This is a genomic window from Bacillus sp. z60-11 (assembly GCF_046464135.1).
Lineage (GTDB): Bacteria > Bacillota > Bacilli > Bacillales > Bacillaceae > Bacillus > Bacillus sonorensis_A.
This window is the reverse complement of the sequence record NZ_JBIYSN010000003.1, coordinates 76,862-92,997: the sequence shown is the minus strand read 5'-3', so window position 1 is coordinate 92,997 and position 16,136 is coordinate 76,862. Positions and strand designations below refer to the sequence as shown.

Below are 16,136 nucleotides of genomic sequence, written 5' to 3'. Positions count from 1 at the left end.
ATTGATATGAGTGTGTTGGTTTTGGGCGGTGCCGGCTATATCGGTTCACACGCCGTGTATCAATTAATAGACAGAGGGGAAAACGTCGTTGTCGTTGACAACCTCGAGACCGGCCAAAGGCAGGCGGTACATCCTGATGCAGCCTTTTATGAAGGGGATGTGCGCGATAACAACTTCCTTCGCACTGTTTTTGAAAAGGAACATATTGAAGAAGTGATCCACTTTGCCGCCAGTTCACTTGTCGGCGAATCGATGATAGATCCGCTCAAATATTACGACAACAATGTATCCGGAACACAGGTTTTACTTCAGACGATGCTCGAGCACGATGTAAAAAAAATCGTATTCTCCTCGACGGCGGCCGTCTATGGAGAGCCTGAATCGGTGCCTATTACAGAAGACATGCCGACAATGCCGACAAGCACCTACGGGGAAACGAAACTGATCATGGAAAAGCTCATGAAGCGGACTGAAGAAGCCCATGGGATCAGCTTTGTGTCTCTCAGGTACTTCAATGTTGCAGGAGCAAGGGAAACGGGAGAGATCGGAGAAGACCACCGTCCGGAAACACACCTTGTCCCCATCATCCTGCAAACCGCTCTCGGACAAAGACCGCATGTTACGATTTTCGGTGATGACTATGATACACCCGACGGCACGTGCATTCGTGACTATGTTCATGTTGAAGACCTGATTGACGCCCATCTGGCGGCATTAAACTATTTAAGAAAAGGCGGCAAAAGCGATATATTCAACCTTGGCAGCAGCGAAGGATTTTCGGTGAAAGAAATGATTGATGCGGCCAGAAAGGTAACCGGGAAAGACATTCCCGCCGAGATCGGCAAGCGCAGATCCGGCGACCCGAGCATCCTGATTGCCGGATCTGACAAGGCAAAGCAGGTTCTGGGCTGGAGGCCTTCGCGCACTTCTGTAGCAAAGATCATTAAAGACGCCTGGAAGTGGCATTCCTCACATCCAAACGGGTACAGGAAGGAAGTGTCAACATGATTGAACAAGACATAGCCGGACTTATTCAAAAAGCGCTTGAAGCAGGGTTAATCGAACCGGCTGACGTGAACTACGCGCGCAACCAAGTGATGAATCTGCTGGGCCTGGAATCGTTTCCTGAAGAAGCCTCTGCGGCTTCCGGCGGCTCCATCCCAGACCTTTTGGAAAAACTCGCCGACTATGCAGTCGAACACGGCGTGATAACCGACGACATAGACGCGAAAGACATGCTGGCGGCAAATGTGATGAACTGCTTTGTTGCAAGACCTTCTGTCATCAATGCCGTGTTTCAGCAAAAATACGAGCAATCGCCATGGGAGGCCACCGAATATTTTTATCAGCTCAGCAAAAACAGCAACTACATCCAGACGAAACGAATTGAAAAAAATGTTTCGTATCAGATGGATACACCTTACGGCACAATGGATATTACGATCAATTTGTCAAAGCCGGAAAAAGACCCTGAGCAAATCAAACGGGAACGCGCCGCTGCAAAACAATCACGCAGCTATCCGACGTGCCTATTGTGCAAAGAAAACGAAGGGTATGCCGGACGAATCGGATATCCTGCCCGGGCGAACCACAGGATTATTAAAGTCCCGCTCGCCGGTGAAAGCTGGTATTTTCAATATTCTCCATATGCTTACTATAACGAGCACAGCATTTTATTTTCTGAGCAGCATCGGCCGATGAAAATTGATAAGCTTGCCTTTCACAGACTGCTTGCTTTTACAGAGCTGTTTCCGCATTATTTTATCGGATCGAATGCCGATTTGCCGATCGTCGGCGGGTCTATTTTAAGCCATGACCATTATCAGGCCGGACGATATGAGTTTGCGATGACGCGCGCAGAAGACGCGTTCTCCTTTCAAATCAAACAGTACCCTGACATCGAAGCGTCCGTTTTAAAATGGCCGATGTCTGTCATCCGCTTGAAAGGAACTGCGATCAACAGCCTTGTTGAAGCGGCGGACGATATTTTTCAGACGTGGAAAAACTACTCGGATCAACAAGCGGATATCACCGCTTTTACAGATGGTACGCCTCATAACACGATTACGCCTATCGCAAGAAACGTGAGCGGCGTTTATGAAATCGACCTTGTGCTCAGAAACAACCGGACATCTGCCGAGCACCCATATGGCATATTCCATCCGCATACTGATGTTCACCATATTAAGAAAGAGAATATCGGCTTAATCGAAGTGATGGGCCTAGCCGTCCTTCCTCCCCGCTTAAAGACCGAATTGGCGGCAGTAAAAGAATTCCTGCTCGGTCAGTCAGATGCCGTTGAAGCGCATCACCGGGAATGGGCCGAACAGCTCAAAGCCGAATACGGAGAGCTGTCCGAGCCGGAGCAGGCTGAATCAATTGTACGAAAAGAACTTAGCAAGAAATTTGTCAAAGCCCTTGAGGACGCCGGAGTTTTTAAAGATCGCGAAGCTTTCATGCGCTTTATCCGCACAGTCAATCATCAGGGGTAAGGCTTCACCGGTGTTAAAATAGGCGAAAAAAATAAGCTTACTTTAACACCGGATCAAACAGCTCCGCCAGCAGCAATGAAACGGCTCCGTAAAGCGTCGCTTCATCGCCGAGCTTCGTTATCGTCACATCCGTCTGCCTCGCTTCGGCTGTTAAAGCTTTCTGCTGTATCGTTTCTCGTATCGCCGGCAATATGAACCTCCCGCCCTTCATCACTCCGCCGCCCAGCACGATTTTGCCCGGATTGACAAGATGAATGAAGTTGGTCAGCCCGATTCCGATGATCACACCAGTTTCCCGAAAAAGTTCGATACACGTTTGGCAGCCGTTCTCGGCCATTTCAAACAAATCTTTAGCTGTCAGGCTGTCCTGCCTTTCCTTCAACCGCTTTTTCCCCCGTTCGGCAATCGCTTTTCCGCTCACAATCGTCTGCAGGCAGCCGCGGTTGCCACACTCGCACTTTTCTCCATTGATATCAATGATCATATGGCCCAGTTCACCCGCGATTCCTTCAACTCCATGGTACAGTTTTCCGTTGATGACGATCCCCGCACCGACGCCGCGGCCAATATTCACGGCAGCCATGCTGCCTGCGTCATCGTGGCCGCCGAACCACGATTCGCCAAGCGCCATCGCCCTGGCATCGTTTTCAACTCTTACGGTTAAGTTGAATTCTTGTTCCAGCACATCTTTAATGGGAATATTGGTTAAGTTTAAAATCGGCGCAATGCGTGACATTCCCGTTTCAGCATCGACGACCCCGTGCATGGCGATGCCGATCCCGATGATCTTTTCTTGATCGACATCGGCCCGCCCCAAAATCGCATAGATATTTTCTTTTAAAACATCCATGAACATCTCGTTTGTCAGCGGTTTTTTCAACAGGCTCGATGTCCGCTGCAGAATCCCTCCGGCTAAATCGGTTAAGACGCACTCCACCGTCTCAGGCCCGGCATCAATGCCTATGACATAAAAGGCACCTGTGTTGATGTGCAGCATTGTCGGCTTTCTTCCGCCGCTCGAATGACCGAGCGTGCTTTCTTTGACGAGTCCTTGTCCGATCAGCTCTTTGACAATGCTTGAGACCGTAGGCGGGGTAATCTTCGTCTCTTTGGCGATCTCGGCTCTCGAAATCGGCTCTGATGTTCTGATTTTATTGAGAATGATCGACTTGTTCACCGATTTCATTAATTGAAATGTTCCTCGCTGCATGGGAATCCTCCATTGAATGATTTGTTTTATTGTAGCACACATAATTAATTTAATTAATTAACGAGATGATAAATTGTAGTTGCTTTTCGCAAAATAGTCAGTTAAACTGACTATATACAATACTGATAATAAAAAGAGGTGATTATACTGGATCTATTAAGCCAGTCTTACGGGTTTTTATTAGGAAAAGTCCTTCAGCAAATGGAAAACAAGGTCGCAGATGCCCTGACGCCATATCACCTTGAAGCCAGACAGCTCGGGGTTCTCTTATTTATTAAGGAACACCCTTACTCTTCCCAAAAGCTGATCTCCGAAAAACTGCAGATCGATCGAACAACAATGGTCAGCCATGTTGACCACTTAGAGACATTGGGCTTTGTTGAGCGGGCTAAAAATCCAAATGACCGCAGAGCATACAGTCTGATCCTCACTGAAAAAGGCAGTGATGTGTTGTCATCATGCAGAGTGCTTTTAGCACAAGCAGAATCTGACGTGTTATCCCCTTTAAATGAACATGAAAAAAAGGTCTTTAAAGATATGCTTTTAAGAGTGTGGAGCCAGTACAAAAAATAGGAGGTTACCTTATGAATGCACTTGATTTTTTCAACGCCCGTTTAGAAGCCACCATAAGTCCGATGGATTATTTAAAGTCAGCAAAAAGAAACCCTGAGACATATTTTTTAATCGATGTCAGAAACGGTCCAAGCGAATTAAGAAATCCTACGATAAAGGGTGCGGTGGTCATACCGGAACAAGAATTGCGGGACCGGTTGAATGACATCCCCAAGGATAAGGAAATAATCGTATACTGCTGGGACGTGTGGTGCAATACTGCCGCTAAAGCAGCAAAATGTCTATTAGAACAAGACTATCAAGTAAAAGAACTGGCCGGGGGCATAGCCGCCTGGCAAAAAATGAACTTCCCTGTCTCAACATCCACTGAAGACAATACTGGGAGCGATACTTGCGGATGTTAAAGCGAAAGTATTGGATCGGTGTGGCTTCCCGGGATCATGTCGCAAAGGCTGTATCCGGGGGCTTTGCCCAGCTTTGTCACGGAAAAGAGGCGCCTTTAAAAAGAATGAATCCCGGGGATTGGATCATTTATTACTCCCCAAAGCTTCATTTAAGAGATCACACACCATATCAAAAATTTACGGCTATCGGGAAGGTCATTGATGATCATGTATTCAAATTTGATATGGGGAATGGATTCATGCCTTTTAGAAGAAATATCGACTTTCAAAAATGTGTGGAAACGTCCATCCATCCACTTATTCCTCACCTCTCTTTTATCGAAAATCAAAAACACTGGGGATATCCCTTCAGATTTGGACATGTAGAAATCGGTCAACAGGACTTCAATCTCATCTCTCAACATATGAGGGCGATACAATAATCGCCCTTTCTTTTTTTCTCTCATCACTTCCTTTCTCAAAAGTAAACATAACCGCTCTGGCCTTGATCATTTGCAATCATGGGAAAATTTCTCATAAAAATTAGAAATGAAAGTGTTTGCATAATCAAAAAATTCGCGTTATCATACTTGTATACAAGTATACTCGTATAACTGGAAGGTGACGTTATGAGTGAATCTAACAGTTTTTTATATCCCGAGAAGTGGCTTTCACGAGCTTCAACCGGTGTCCGCGTGGCATCAGAACTGAGGATGCGGATTATTTCCGGAATGATTGAAAGCGGTACCATCATTTCGGAAAATAAATTGGCTGCGGAATTTTCGGTGAGCCGGTCGCCCGTTCGCGAAGCCTTAAAAATCCTTGCTTCTGAACGAATCATTCGCCTGGAAAGAATGGGCGCCGTTGTCATTGGTTTAACAGAGAAAAAGATTAGGGAGATTTACGATGTCCGTCTGCTCATGGAAACGTTTGTCTTTGAGCGGCTGGGAAGAGCCGATGTCGATCAATTAGTGACCGACCTCAGCAAAATACTAGAAATGATGAAAATCTCCATCAAATACAAAGATGCGGATGAATTCTCTTATCAAGATGTGTTATTTCATGAAACGATTGTACGGTCTATCAACCACTCCTATATTCTGATGATCTGGAATAATTTAAAGCCTGTAATGGAAAGCTTCATCCTTTTATCGATGCGTGCGCGCTTAAAGGAAAAGTATGAAGACTTTGCAAGGGTATTGAACAATCATGAGCTTTATATTGAAGCGATCAAAACAAAAGATAGAGCCCTGATGCTCAAGTCCTTACATCAAAATTTCGATGACGTACAAGATAAGGTTGAAGACCTTTGGTTATCGCAACAAATGCTGTCTAAAGGGGCTGAACAAGAAAATGACTAGTTATATGTTAGGGATTGATATCGGGACGACAAGCACGAAGGCTGTCTTATTCAGTGAGAAAGGGGATGTGATCCAAAAGGAAAGCATCGGATACCCGCTTTACACACCGGATATCTCGACAGCCGAACAAGACCCTGATGAAATTTTTCAGGCCGTGATTCTTGCTGCTGGCAACATCACGAAACAACATCCGCACAAAAAGATCTCATTTGTTTCATTCAGCAGCGCCATGCACAGTGTCATCGCCATGGATGAAAAAGACCAGCCGCTGACACCGTGCATCACCTGGGCTGATAATCGAAGCGAAGGCTGGGCCCATAAGATCAAGGATGAACTGAATGGACATGAAGTCTATAAGCGAACAGGTACACCGATCCATCCGATGTCACCGTTAAGCAAAATCGCCTGGATTGTGAATGAACGTCATGAAATCGCTTCCAAAACCAAAAAATATATCGGAATCAAAGAGTACATTTTCAAAAAGCTTTTCGATCAATATGTCGTCGATTACTCTCTGGCTTCAGCCATGGGAATGATGAACCTGAAAACCTTGGATTGGGACGAAGAAGCGTTATCCATCGCAGGCGTTACACGAGATCATTTGTCAAAGCTGGTTCCGACAACAGCGATATTTGAAAACTGCCAGCCGGCCTTTGCCGAGCAAATGGGAATCGATCCGGCGACACCTTTTGTCATCGGAGCAAGCGACGGCGTGCTGTCCAACCTCGGCGTCAACGCTATTAAAAAAGGCGAAATTGCCGTCACAATCGGGACAAGCGGCGCGATCCGCACAATCATCGATGAACCTCAAACCGATGAAAAGGGGCGCATTTTTTGCTACGCGCTTACAGAGAACCATTGGGTCATCGGCGGACCTGTCAACAACGGCGGCATCGTTCTTCGCTGGATCAGGGACGAATTTGCCTCTGCAGAAATCGAAACGGCAAAAAGGCTCGGCATTGATCCGTACGATGTGCTAACCAAAATCGCCGAACGGGTAAGACCCGGCGCTGATGGCTTGCTCTTTCACCCGTATCTCGCGGGCGAACGCGCTCCGCTGTGGAATCCGGATGTGCGCGGTTCATTCTTCGGCCTCACCATGTCCCATAAGAAGGAACATATGATTCGCGCGGCATTGGAAGGGGTCATTTACAACTTATACACCGTCTTTTTGGCATTAACGGAATGCATGGACGGACCTGTCACCCGCATTCAAGCGACAGGAGGCTTTGCAAGATCTGACGTGTGGCGGCAAATGATGGCCGATATCTTCGAATCGGAAGTCGTCGTCCCTGAAAGCTTCGAAAGTTCGTGTCTGGGAGCCTGCATTTTAGGCCTTTATGCCACAGGAAAAATCGATTCCTTCGACATCGTCTCAGACATGATCGGCAGCACCCACCGGCATTCGCCGAAAGAAGAAGCTGCCCGGGAGTACAGAAAATTAATGCCGATCTTTATCAACTTGTCGCGGTCTTTGGAACACGAATATACACAAATTTCCAATTACCAAAGAAGCCTTAACTAACAAAAAAAACAACAAGAATTGGAGGCGTTATCATGCCATTACTCATTGTAGCAATCGGGATTGTCGCATTACTGCTGTTAATTATGGGATTGAAACTGAACACGTTTGTTTCCTTGATTATTGTATCGTTCGGCGTCGCGTTGGCGCTCGGCATGCCGCTTGATGAAATCGTCAAAACGATTGAAGAAGGACTCGGCGGCACGCTTGGCCACATCGCCTTGATCTTCGGGCTCGGCGCCATGCTCGGCAGACTGATCGCGGATTCAGGGGGCGCGCAGCGGATTGCGATGACCCTCGTCAACAAATTTGGCGAAAAAAATATTCAATGGGCCGTTGTCATCGCTTCATTTATCATCGGGGTTGCTTTATTCTTTGAAGTCGGACTTGTTTTGCTTATTCCAATTGTATTTGCCATTTCAAGAGAATTAAAGATTTCTATTTTATATTTGGGGATTCCGATGGCGGCGGCTTTATCCGTCACACACGGCTTCCTGCCTCCGCATCCGGGGCCGACGGCAATCGCCGGAGAACTCGGAGCCAACATCGGGGAAGTTCTGCTTTACGGTTTCATCGTTGCCGTTCCAACAGTGCTTTTAGCCGGACCCATATTTACGAAAATAGCAAAAAAAATCGTCCCGCAATCATTTGAAAAAATGGGCAGCATCGCGTCATTAGGTGAACAAAAAACATTCAAGCTCGAGGAAACACCAAAATTCGGCATCAGCGTATTTACAGCGATGCTTCCGGTTATTATCATGTCCATCTCTACGATTATCACATTGCTTCATGAGACGATGGGATTTGCCGATAATGGTGCGCTTGCATTTATCCAATTCATCGGAAATGCATCGACTTCGATGGTGATCTCTTTATTAGTCGCCATCTATACGATGGGAATCGCGAGAAACATTCCGATCAAACAGGTGATGGATTCCTGCTCAACAGCCATTACGCAAATCGGCATGATGCTTTTGATCATCGGAGGCGGCGGCGCCTTCAAACAAGTCCTTATTAACGGCGGGGTAGGCGACTATGTGGCCGAATTATTCAAAGGAACGTCAATGTCTCCGATTTTGCTTGCCTGGTTGATCGCGGCCATCTTGCGTATTTCTTTAGGATCTGCCACAGTTGCTGCCTTAAGCACAACCGGGCTTGTCATTCCAATGCTTGGACAAACCGATGTCAACCTTGCATTGGTGGTGCTGGCCACAGGGGCCGGAAGTGTAATCGCTTCCCACGTCAATGATGCAGGCTTCTGGATGTTCAAAGAGTACTTCGGCTTAAGCATGAAAGAAACATTCGCGACATGGACGGTGCTGGAAACAATTATCGCAGTAGCCGGATTAGGATTTACATTATTGTTAAGCCTAATTGTATAAAGAGTTTCAAGAAGAAGGAGCAGGTAACAAATGTTCAATACAATAGGAGTCATAGGTTTAGGCGTCATGGGCAGCAATATCGCTCTGAACATGGCCAGCAAAGGGGAACAGGTCGCAGTCTATAATTACACAAGGGATTTAACCGACCAGCTTGTCCAAAAGACTGATGGAAAGGTACTCAATCCGTACTACGAGCTTCAGGATTTCGTTCAGTCATTAGAAACACCGCGCAAAATCTTTTTAATGGTCACAGCGGGAAAACCGGTCGATTCAGTGATTGACTCACTCATTCCTTTGCTTGAAGAAGGGGATGTCATCATGGACGGCGGCAACTCCCACTACCAAGACACAGAACGAAGATATGAAAAACTGAAAGCGAAGGGAATCGGCTACCTGGGCATCGGCATTTCCGGCGGTGAAGTCGGCGCTCGAAAAGGACCTTCCATCATGCCTGGCGGAGACCGGGATGTCTATGAAAAAGCGGCTCCGATTTTGACGAAAATCGCTGCGCAAGTGGGAGATGACCCATGCTGTGTATATATCGGACCAAAAGGTGCGGGGCATTTTGTGAAAATGGTCCACAACGGGATCGAATACGCCGATATGCAGCTGATCTCGGAAGCGTATACATTTTTAAGAGACCAATTACATGTATCCGTTAATGAAATCGCTGACATTTTTGAAACGTGGAACGAAGGCGAGCTGAAAAGCTATCTCATCGAGATCACCGCGGACATTCTAAGGAAAACAGATGAAAAGACGGGTGAACCGCTGATTGATGTCATCCTTGATAAAACAGGCCAAAAAGGCACAGGCAAATGGACAAGCCTGCAAGCCGTCGACAATGGCATCCCATCATCGATTATCACGGAATCGTTATTCGCCCGCTACCTGTCGTCTTTAAAAGACGAGCGGGTCGCCGCGGAGAAGATCCTTGCCGGGCCGGAAAAAAAAGCTCAACACCTGGATCAGGATTTGTGGATCGATTACGTCAGACAAGCCTTATATATGGGGAAAGTCTGCGCCTATGCACAAGGCTTCGCCCAATATAAAATGTCGTCCGACCTGTACGGATGGGATCTACCGTTAAATGATATCGCCCTGATTTTCCGGGGCGGCTGCATCATTCGCGCCGATTTCTTAAATCTGATCAGCGATGCATTCCGCAAACAGCCGGACCTGTCCAATTTGCTGACGGCGCCGTACTTTGCGGAAAAGCTCAAGGCATACCAAACAGGACTCAGAAAAGTCGTCTGTGAAGGGATCAGCTCAGGCATCTCATTCCCGTGCCTGAGCACCGCCCTCTCTTATTATGACGGCTACCGCACAGGCCGCTCCAACGCAAACCTTTTGCAGGCGCAGCGCGATTATTTCGGCGCCCATACGTATGAGCGCACGGATATGGAAGGCGTGTTTCATACGGATTGGTATGAATGACAGATGAACTGCACATCTTCTTGGATGTGCAGTTTTATTTCTGAGAAATCCAGATATATGTCCTAAGTCCTATTTTTAATAGGATTCATACTTTGTTCAACATTTCACAAACTTCTATTTCAAATCCGTGTTATGATAAATTCATTCAAAAATACAAGGAGATGAGACCACAAAAAAACGGCCTGAATCAACGGGAAAAATTTTTTTAACACAACTTGTGAAATGTTTCACAAACATTCTCTGGCAATTCTATTGTAATCAGATTCCTATCAAGTTATTGGAGGGTTTGCAATGGCAGTTGAAGAAAAGGAACTCAAACAAAAGCAAAATGTCTCAGACATGATTGACCGTTTAGTCGAAAAAGGGCTGAAGGCGTTGGAAGAATTCCGCCGCTTGGACCAGGAGAAAATCGACGCCATCGTCAAGCAGATGGCGCTTGCCGGGCTTGATCAGCATATGCCCCTCGCAAAGCTCGCTGTAGAGGAAACAAAACGCGGGGTATACGAAGATAAAATCATCAAAAACATGTTTGCCACAGAATATGTCTATCACAATATCAAATCCAATCAAACGGTCGGCATCATCAACGAGGATGAACATGAGGGCGTCATCGAAATCGCCGAGCCTGTCGGTATCGTTGCAGGGGTGACACCTGTGACAAACCCTACATCGACCACGATGTTCAAATCCCTGATATCAATGAAAACAAGAAACCCAATTATATTCGCCTTCCATCCATCCGCACAAACGTGCAGCAGTGAAGCGGCAAAAATCCTCAGAGATGCGGCGGTCAAAGCGGGGGCTCCCGAACACTGCATTCAGTGGATTGAAACCCCTTCACTTGAAGCAACCCGGGCTTTAATGACCCATCCGAAAGTATCTTTGATCCTTGCCACAGGCGGCGCCGGCATGGTGAAGGCCGCTTACAGCTCAGGAAAACCCGCCCTTGGCGTCGGACCGGGAAATGTACCGTGCTATATCGAGAAATCTGCAAACATCAAGCAAGCCGTCAATGATCTGATTTTATCGAAAACCTTCGACAACGGCATGATTTGCGCATCAGAACAGGCCGTCATCATCGATAAAAACATTTATTCAGACGTCAAAGCCGAAATGACGATAAACAACTGCTATTTCTTAAATGAAAACGAAAAAACAAAGGTAGAAAAATTGGTGATCAATGAAAATACGTGTGCCGTCAATGCTGATATCGTCGGTATGCCCGCATGCAAAATTGCCGAAATGGCAGGCATCAAGGTTCCTGAAGGCACGAAAATCCTCATTGCCGAGCTGAAAGGTGTCGGACCGCAATACCCGCTTTCAAGAGAAAAATTAAGTCCGGTTTTGGCCTGCTACAAAGTGAACGGACTCCAGGAAGGCTTAAAACGGGCTGAAGAAATGCTGGAGTTCGGCGGTATCGGCCACTCTGCGGTGATTCACACAACAGATCAAGACGCGATCGAGCAATTCGGCCTGAGGATGAAAGCGGGACGGATCATCGTCAATGCCCCGTCTTCCCAGGGAGCGATCGGCGATATTTACAACGCTTATATGCCTTCCTTGACACTCGGCTGCGGGACGTACGGAGGGAACGCTGTATCGACAAACGTTGGCGCCGTTCACTTGATCAATACGAAAAAAGTGGCAAAAAGGAATGTTAACATGCAATGGTTTAAAGTGCCGCCGAAAATTTACTTTGAAAAAAACGCAACACAATATTTAGCGAAAATGCCGAACATCTCAAAAGCGTTCATTGTGACAGACCCGGGAATGGTGAAGCTGGGCTATGTCGACCGCGTCCTTCACTACTTAAGGAAACGCCCGGACTACGTTCATTGCGAAATTTTCTCCGATGTAGAACCTGATCCATCTATTGAAACGGTCATGAACGGCGTCGACATGATGGCTAAATTCGAGCCTGATGTCATTATCGCTCTTGGCGGAGGTTCTGCGATGGATGCCGCAAAAGGAATGTGGATGTTCTATGAGCACCCTGACGCGAAATTCTTTGAATTAAAACAAAAATTCCTGGACATCCGCAAGCGCATCGCCAAATATCCGAAATTGGGCGATAAAGCACAGTTCGTGGCGATCCCGACAACATCAGGAACCGGCTCTGAAGTCACCTCATTCTCCGTTATTACAGATAAGGAGGCCAATACGAAATATCCGCTCGCTGATTATGAATTGACGCCTGACGTAGCGATCATCGATCCGCAGTTTGTCATGACGGTGCCGAAGCACATTACAGCGGACACAGGGATGGACGTCCTGACACACGCGATTGAATCGTATGTATCCTGCATGGCCAACGACTATACCGACGGCTTGGCGATGAAAGCCATCGAGCTGATATTCGAATACCTGCCGAAGGCGTACAAAAACGGCAGTGACGAACTGGCGCGCGAAAAAGTGCATAATGCATCAACCATTGCCGGAATGGCTTTCTCCAACGCCTTCTTAGGCATCAACCACAGCCTGGCCCATAAGCTTGGAGCTGAATTCCATATTGCCCATGGACGCGCCAACGCCGTGCTTCTGCCGCATGTCATCCGCTACAATGCGACAAAACCGAAGAAATTCACGGCATTTCCGAAATACAGCCATTTTGTAGCCGATAAGCGCTATGCGGAAATTGCCAGAATGCTGGGCTTGCCGGCCAAAACGACTGAAGAAGGCGTCGAAAGCCTTGTTCAAGCGATCATCGCTCTTGCCAAAGAGCTCGATATCCCAATGAGCCTGAAATATAACGGCATAGACGCAGTAGAATTTGAAAGCAAAGTCGACACCTTGGCAGATCGCGCCTTTGAAGACCAATGCACAACAGCCAATCCGAAGCTTCCATTGGTGTCTGAGCTGGCTGAGATTTACCGTTCTGCTTATCAAGGAATTTAATTATCAATTCGAAGCCATTCTTTTAGGGGATGGCTTTTGTTTTTTTAGCCATGAATAATTTTGTATTTCTTTTACAACATATAATTATTCTTTGTTTTTTGGGAGGAATATTCTTGGATTTACATTTCATCTGGAAAGCTGTTGTCATTGTTATAGGAGGAGTACTCATTTTACGGTTACCTGGCAGAAAATCTATTTCACAGCTTACTGTTGCACATACTGTCATCATGATAGCTGTCGGTTCATTAATTATGCAACCAGTTAATGATGGAAATATTCGGATTACCTTGATTGTTACATTCTTAATGATTCTCACTCTTCTTTTGATTGAGTATCTTACTTTGAAATTTGATGCTTTAGAGAGCTTTATTTATGGAAAATCAGTTCCAATCGTCGAGGGTGGTCAAATTCAAATCAATCATATAAAAAAATGCGCTTAACTGTAGATATGCTTGAAGTAAGATTGAGACAACAAAATATTCAATCATTCAAGGATTTACAATGAGCGACACTCGAATCCAACGGTCAGTTAGGATACATGTTAAAGCCGAATAAGCAATATGCGACTAAAGAAGATATTCAACAGTTGAAATCACTGCTTGAAATGAATCTCAAGCAAACTCGTATGGACACCCCGGCACCGCAAGCAAACTCCTCAGACAACATTTTTACGAAAATTAATGACCCTACACATTCCAAAAAGCATCCAAAAGGATTGAAATGAGGCTGTCTATGAAGTATAGCATTTTTTTTAATATTCTTGGCAAATGGATATTATGTGGAGGCATCATTGGCGGTATTGTCGGATCAGTGACAGCCTTCCTGCTTGAAGCAAACGACTACCTGGGTGAAGTCAGAGAGCAAAATGACTGGCTCATCTACCTTCTGCCGCTTGGAGGACTTGTCATTGGCTACATATACATGAAATATGGAAAAGTAGTCTTAAATAACACCTTACATGACACGGCCCAATTAAATAATCTTGTCATTGATGCTGTTAATAGAAACAAAAAAGTTCCGAAGAGAATGGGGCCTATTGTCTATTTCGGAACTTTTATCACGGTTTTTTTCGGCGGATCGACCGGAAGAGAAGGGGCGGCTGTCCAAATGGGAGGCAGCGTCGCGGAAATGATCAACAAGTTGTTTAAGGTCCGTTTGGCAGAAACTAAAATTTTCATTATGAGCGGTATTAGCGCCGGATTTGGTGCTGCATTTGGCGCACCCATGACCGGGGCTGTATTTGGAATGGAGATGACCGCTTTAGGAAAGCTGAAATTTGAAGCGCTTGTCCCTTGTGTTGTAGCTAGCTTCACCGGTCACTATATCACGACTGCAGCTTGGGGAGTGAAACATGAAGAATTTATGATCCATGCTCTGCCTGAGTTATCTTTCATTACGTTTGTAAAAATTCTTCTTGTTTCTGTTATATTCAGTCTATTAAGCGTCTCATATTGCCAATTGAGACACGGCATACAAATATACAGCGAGAGAGTGTTTAAGAAAAACCATATGATAAGAGCCTTTGTTGGCGGTATTATCATCGTATGTTTATTTTTATTGGCTGGTTCACAAGATTACAATGGACGGGGTTTGAACATGTTGGAGCAGGCTTTTCAAGAAGATGTACCTCCTTTTGCCTTCCTGGCCAAGCTCATTTTTACAGCCATTACTTTGGGGACAGGCTTTGTAGGCGGTGAGGCGATACCATTATTTTTCATGGGAGCAACACTAGGGAACACCCTGCACTCCTTTTTCCATTTACCTCTCTCATTTTTAGCAGCGTTGGGACTGATTGCAGCGTTTTCCGGCGGTGCGAATACCCCTATCGCCGCATTCTTGCTGGCATTGGAAATGTTTGATGGAAAAGGAGCAGAGTACTTTTTTATCGCTTGTCTGCTCAGCTATATATTTTCCGGTCATCACGGACTATGGCCGTCTCAAAAAATATATGAACCAAAGAGCCGGTTATACAGCGTAATGAACGGAGAAACGATCGAACATGTTGAGAAAAAGAAAAAGTCTTAGAAGCTGTCCATTCTTTTAGTGGGTGGCTTTTTCTTGCTATGAGAAGACGGGTGCATTTTCAAGTAGCAGTCTTCATTCTCATCTCCACCCGCTGATACCCTGGCTATAAAGGAGGCTCAACATTCTAAACCATCCATAAAAAAGCCAAAAGAATAAAGTGCTTCTTTTCCCTTGACAAAAAATATATATTATTTAATAATCTATATATAATTAGAATTATTACAGAAAAATAAATTCTATTATTTTATTTTTCTATAACACATTTAGGAGGAATTTACGCATGTCTTTAATCGGAAAAGAAGTAAAACCATTCGCAGCAAAAGCTTACAAAAACGGTGAGTTCATCGATGTAACAAATGAGGACCTGAAAGGCCAATGGAGCATTTTCTGCTTCTATCCAGCTGATTTCTCTTTCGTCTGCCCGACTGAGCTTGAAGATCTGCAAAACGAATACGCTGCTCTAAAAGAGCTTGGTGTTGAAGTATACTCTGTTTCTACAGATACGCACTTCGTACACAAAGGCTGGCACGACAGCTCAGAAAAAATCGGCAAAATTACTTATGCGATGATCGGCGACCCGTCTCAAACGATCTCCCGCAACTTTGAAGTACTTAACGAAGAAGAAGGTCTTGCTGACCGCGGAACATTCATCATCGATCCGGACGGCGTCATCCAAGCCGTTGAAATCAACGCCGGCGGTATCGGCCGTGATGCAAGCATCCTGATCAACAAAGTAAAAGCGGCTCAATACGTCCGCCAAAACCCAGGCGAAGTTTGCCCGGCTAAATGGGAAGAAGGTTCTGAAACCCTGACACCAAGCCTTGACCTCGTAGGCAAAATCTAAGGAGTGCATACA

The 16,136-nt window shown here is 45.8% G+C and carries 14 protein-coding genes; 13 read left to right on the top strand and 1 reads right to left on the bottom strand.

Annotated features, from left to right (window positions below):
- Nucleotides 1-6: 6 nt before the first annotated feature.
- Nucleotides 7-1,008, top strand: a complete 1,002-nt coding sequence (gene galE, locus ACINLD_RS10415) for a UDP-glucose 4-epimerase GalE (RefSeq protein WP_077735903.1) — start codon at nucleotides 7-9, stop codon at nucleotides 1,006-1,008.
- Complete coding sequence (gene galT / locus ACINLD_RS10410; RefSeq protein ID WP_077735902.1) at nucleotides 1,005-2,492, top strand: UDP-glucose--hexose-1-phosphate uridylyltransferase; 1,488 nt, start codon at nucleotides 1,005-1,007, stop codon at nucleotides 2,490-2,492. Before galE ends, galT begins: the two co-directional genes overlap by 4 nt.
- A 37-nt stretch (nucleotides 2,493-2,529) precedes the next feature.
- On the opposite strand, the gene ACINLD_RS10405 is transcribed toward galT, so the two are convergent.
- Nucleotides 2,530-3,702 carry an ROK family transcriptional regulator gene (locus ACINLD_RS10405; protein ID WP_026589412.1) on the bottom strand — a complete coding sequence of 391 codons (1,173 nt, stop codon included), beginning with the start codon at nucleotides 3,700-3,702 and terminating at the stop codon, nucleotides 2,530-2,532.
- A gap of 201 nt (nucleotides 3,703-3,903) precedes the next feature.
- Here ACINLD_RS10405 and ACINLD_RS10400 point away from each other — a divergent pair, with 201 nt between their 5' ends.
- The 11 genes from ACINLD_RS10400 to ahpC all read left to right on the top strand — a co-directional run bounded on the left by ACINLD_RS10400 (nucleotide 3,904) and on the right by ahpC (nucleotide 16,124).
- The gene (locus ACINLD_RS10400) at nucleotides 3,904-4,275 is read left to right on the top strand and encodes a MarR family winged helix-turn-helix transcriptional regulator (protein WP_236251185.1); all 372 of its coding nucleotides are present in this window, start codon (nucleotides 3,904-3,906) and stop codon (nucleotides 4,273-4,275) included.
- 11 nt (nucleotides 4,276-4,286) lie between these two features.
- On the top strand, nucleotides 4,287-4,679 hold the full coding sequence (locus ACINLD_RS10395; RefSeq protein WP_026589414.1) for a rhodanese-like domain-containing protein: 393 nt from the start codon (nucleotides 4,287-4,289) through the stop codon (nucleotides 4,677-4,679).
- Complete coding sequence (locus ACINLD_RS10390) at nucleotides 4,673-5,101, top strand: EVE domain-containing protein (RefSeq protein WP_077735901.1); 429 nt, start codon at nucleotides 4,673-4,675, stop codon at nucleotides 5,099-5,101. Before ACINLD_RS10395 ends, ACINLD_RS10390 begins: the two co-directional genes overlap by 7 nt.
- A 186-nt stretch (nucleotides 5,102-5,287) precedes the next feature.
- Nucleotides 5,288-6,019: a GntR family transcriptional regulator gene (locus ACINLD_RS10385; RefSeq protein ID WP_026589416.1), complete on the top strand. Its 732-nt coding sequence runs from the start codon at nucleotides 5,288-5,290 to the stop codon at nucleotides 6,017-6,019.
- Nucleotides 6,012-7,544, top strand: a complete 1,533-nt coding sequence (gntK, locus tag ACINLD_RS10380) for a gluconokinase (protein WP_026589417.1) — start codon at nucleotides 6,012-6,014, stop codon at nucleotides 7,542-7,544. The genes ACINLD_RS10385 and gntK overlap by 8 nt, the downstream gene beginning before the upstream one ends.
- Before the next feature lie 32 nt (nucleotides 7,545-7,576).
- Nucleotides 7,577-8,923 (top strand): GntP family permease, encoded by a 1,347-nt coding sequence (locus ACINLD_RS10375; protein ID WP_026589418.1) that lies wholly within the window; start codon nucleotides 7,577-7,579, stop codon nucleotides 8,921-8,923.
- Nucleotides 8,924-8,953: 30 nt separating this feature from the next.
- Entirely contained in the window at nucleotides 8,954-10,360 is a 1,407-nt protein-coding gene (gnd, locus tag ACINLD_RS10370; RefSeq protein ID WP_077735900.1) for a decarboxylating NADP(+)-dependent phosphogluconate dehydrogenase, read from the top strand.
- A 291-nt stretch (nucleotides 10,361-10,651) separates the two neighbouring features.
- Nucleotides 10,652-13,255 (top strand): bifunctional acetaldehyde-CoA/alcohol dehydrogenase, encoded by a 2,604-nt coding sequence (gene adhE / locus ACINLD_RS10365; RefSeq protein WP_077735899.1) that lies wholly within the window; start codon nucleotides 10,652-10,654, stop codon nucleotides 13,253-13,255.
- A gap of 113 nt (nucleotides 13,256-13,368) precedes the next feature.
- Entirely contained in the window at nucleotides 13,369-13,695 is a 327-nt protein-coding gene (locus tag ACINLD_RS10360) for a hypothetical protein (RefSeq protein WP_236251184.1), read from the top strand.
- A gap of 280 nt (nucleotides 13,696-13,975) precedes the next feature.
- Complete coding sequence (locus ACINLD_RS10355) at nucleotides 13,976-15,280, top strand: voltage-gated chloride channel family protein (RefSeq protein ID WP_372708733.1); 1,305 nt, start codon at nucleotides 13,976-13,978, stop codon at nucleotides 15,278-15,280.
- Between the two features lie 280 nt (nucleotides 15,281-15,560).
- Nucleotides 15,561-16,124 (top strand): alkyl hydroperoxide reductase subunit C, encoded by a 564-nt coding sequence (ahpC, locus tag ACINLD_RS10350; RefSeq protein ID WP_026589422.1) that lies wholly within the window; start codon nucleotides 15,561-15,563, stop codon nucleotides 16,122-16,124.
- The last annotated feature ends 12 nt before the right edge of the window (nucleotides 16,125-16,136 follow it).

What these genes read in the sequence shown, in the direction of transcription:
- ACINLD_RS10400 (WP_236251185.1), top strand. Translation starts at nt 3,904, where the DNA reads ATGGAAAACAAGGTCGCAGATGCCCTGACGCCATATCACCTTGAAGCC.
- ACINLD_RS10405 (WP_026589412.1), bottom strand. Translation starts at nt 3,702, where the DNA reads ATGCAGCGAGGAACATTTCAATTAATGAAATCGGTGAACAAGTCGATC.
- ACINLD_RS10390 (WP_077735901.1), top strand. Translation starts at nt 4,673, where the DNA reads ATGTTAAAGCGAAAGTATTGGATCGGTGTGGCTTCCCGGGATCATGTC.
- galT (WP_077735902.1), top strand. Translation starts at nt 1,005, where the DNA reads ATGATTGAACAAGACATAGCCGGACTTATTCAAAAAGCGCTTGAAGCA.
- adhE (WP_077735899.1), top strand. Translation starts at nt 10,652, where the DNA reads ATGGCAGTTGAAGAAAAGGAACTCAAACAAAAGCAAAATGTCTCAGAC.
- gnd (WP_077735900.1), top strand. Translation starts at nt 8,954, where the DNA reads ATGTTCAATACAATAGGAGTCATAGGTTTAGGCGTCATGGGCAGCAAT.
- ACINLD_RS10395 (WP_026589414.1), top strand. Translation starts at nt 4,287, where the DNA reads ATGAATGCACTTGATTTTTTCAACGCCCGTTTAGAAGCCACCATAAGT.
- ahpC (WP_026589422.1), top strand. Translation starts at nt 15,561, where the DNA reads ATGTCTTTAATCGGAAAAGAAGTAAAACCATTCGCAGCAAAAGCTTAC.
- gntK (WP_026589417.1), top strand. Translation starts at nt 6,012, where the DNA reads ATGACTAGTTATATGTTAGGGATTGATATCGGGACGACAAGCACGAAG.
- ACINLD_RS10375 (WP_026589418.1), top strand. Translation starts at nt 7,577, where the DNA reads ATGCCATTACTCATTGTAGCAATCGGGATTGTCGCATTACTGCTGTTA.
- ACINLD_RS10355 (WP_372708733.1), top strand. Translation starts at nt 13,976, where the DNA reads ATGAGGCTGTCTATGAAGTATAGCATTTTTTTTAATATTCTTGGCAAA.
- galE (WP_077735903.1), top strand. Translation starts at nt 7, where the DNA reads ATGAGTGTGTTGGTTTTGGGCGGTGCCGGCTATATCGGTTCACACGCC.
- ACINLD_RS10385 (WP_026589416.1), top strand. Translation starts at nt 5,288, where the DNA reads ATGAGTGAATCTAACAGTTTTTTATATCCCGAGAAGTGGCTTTCACGA.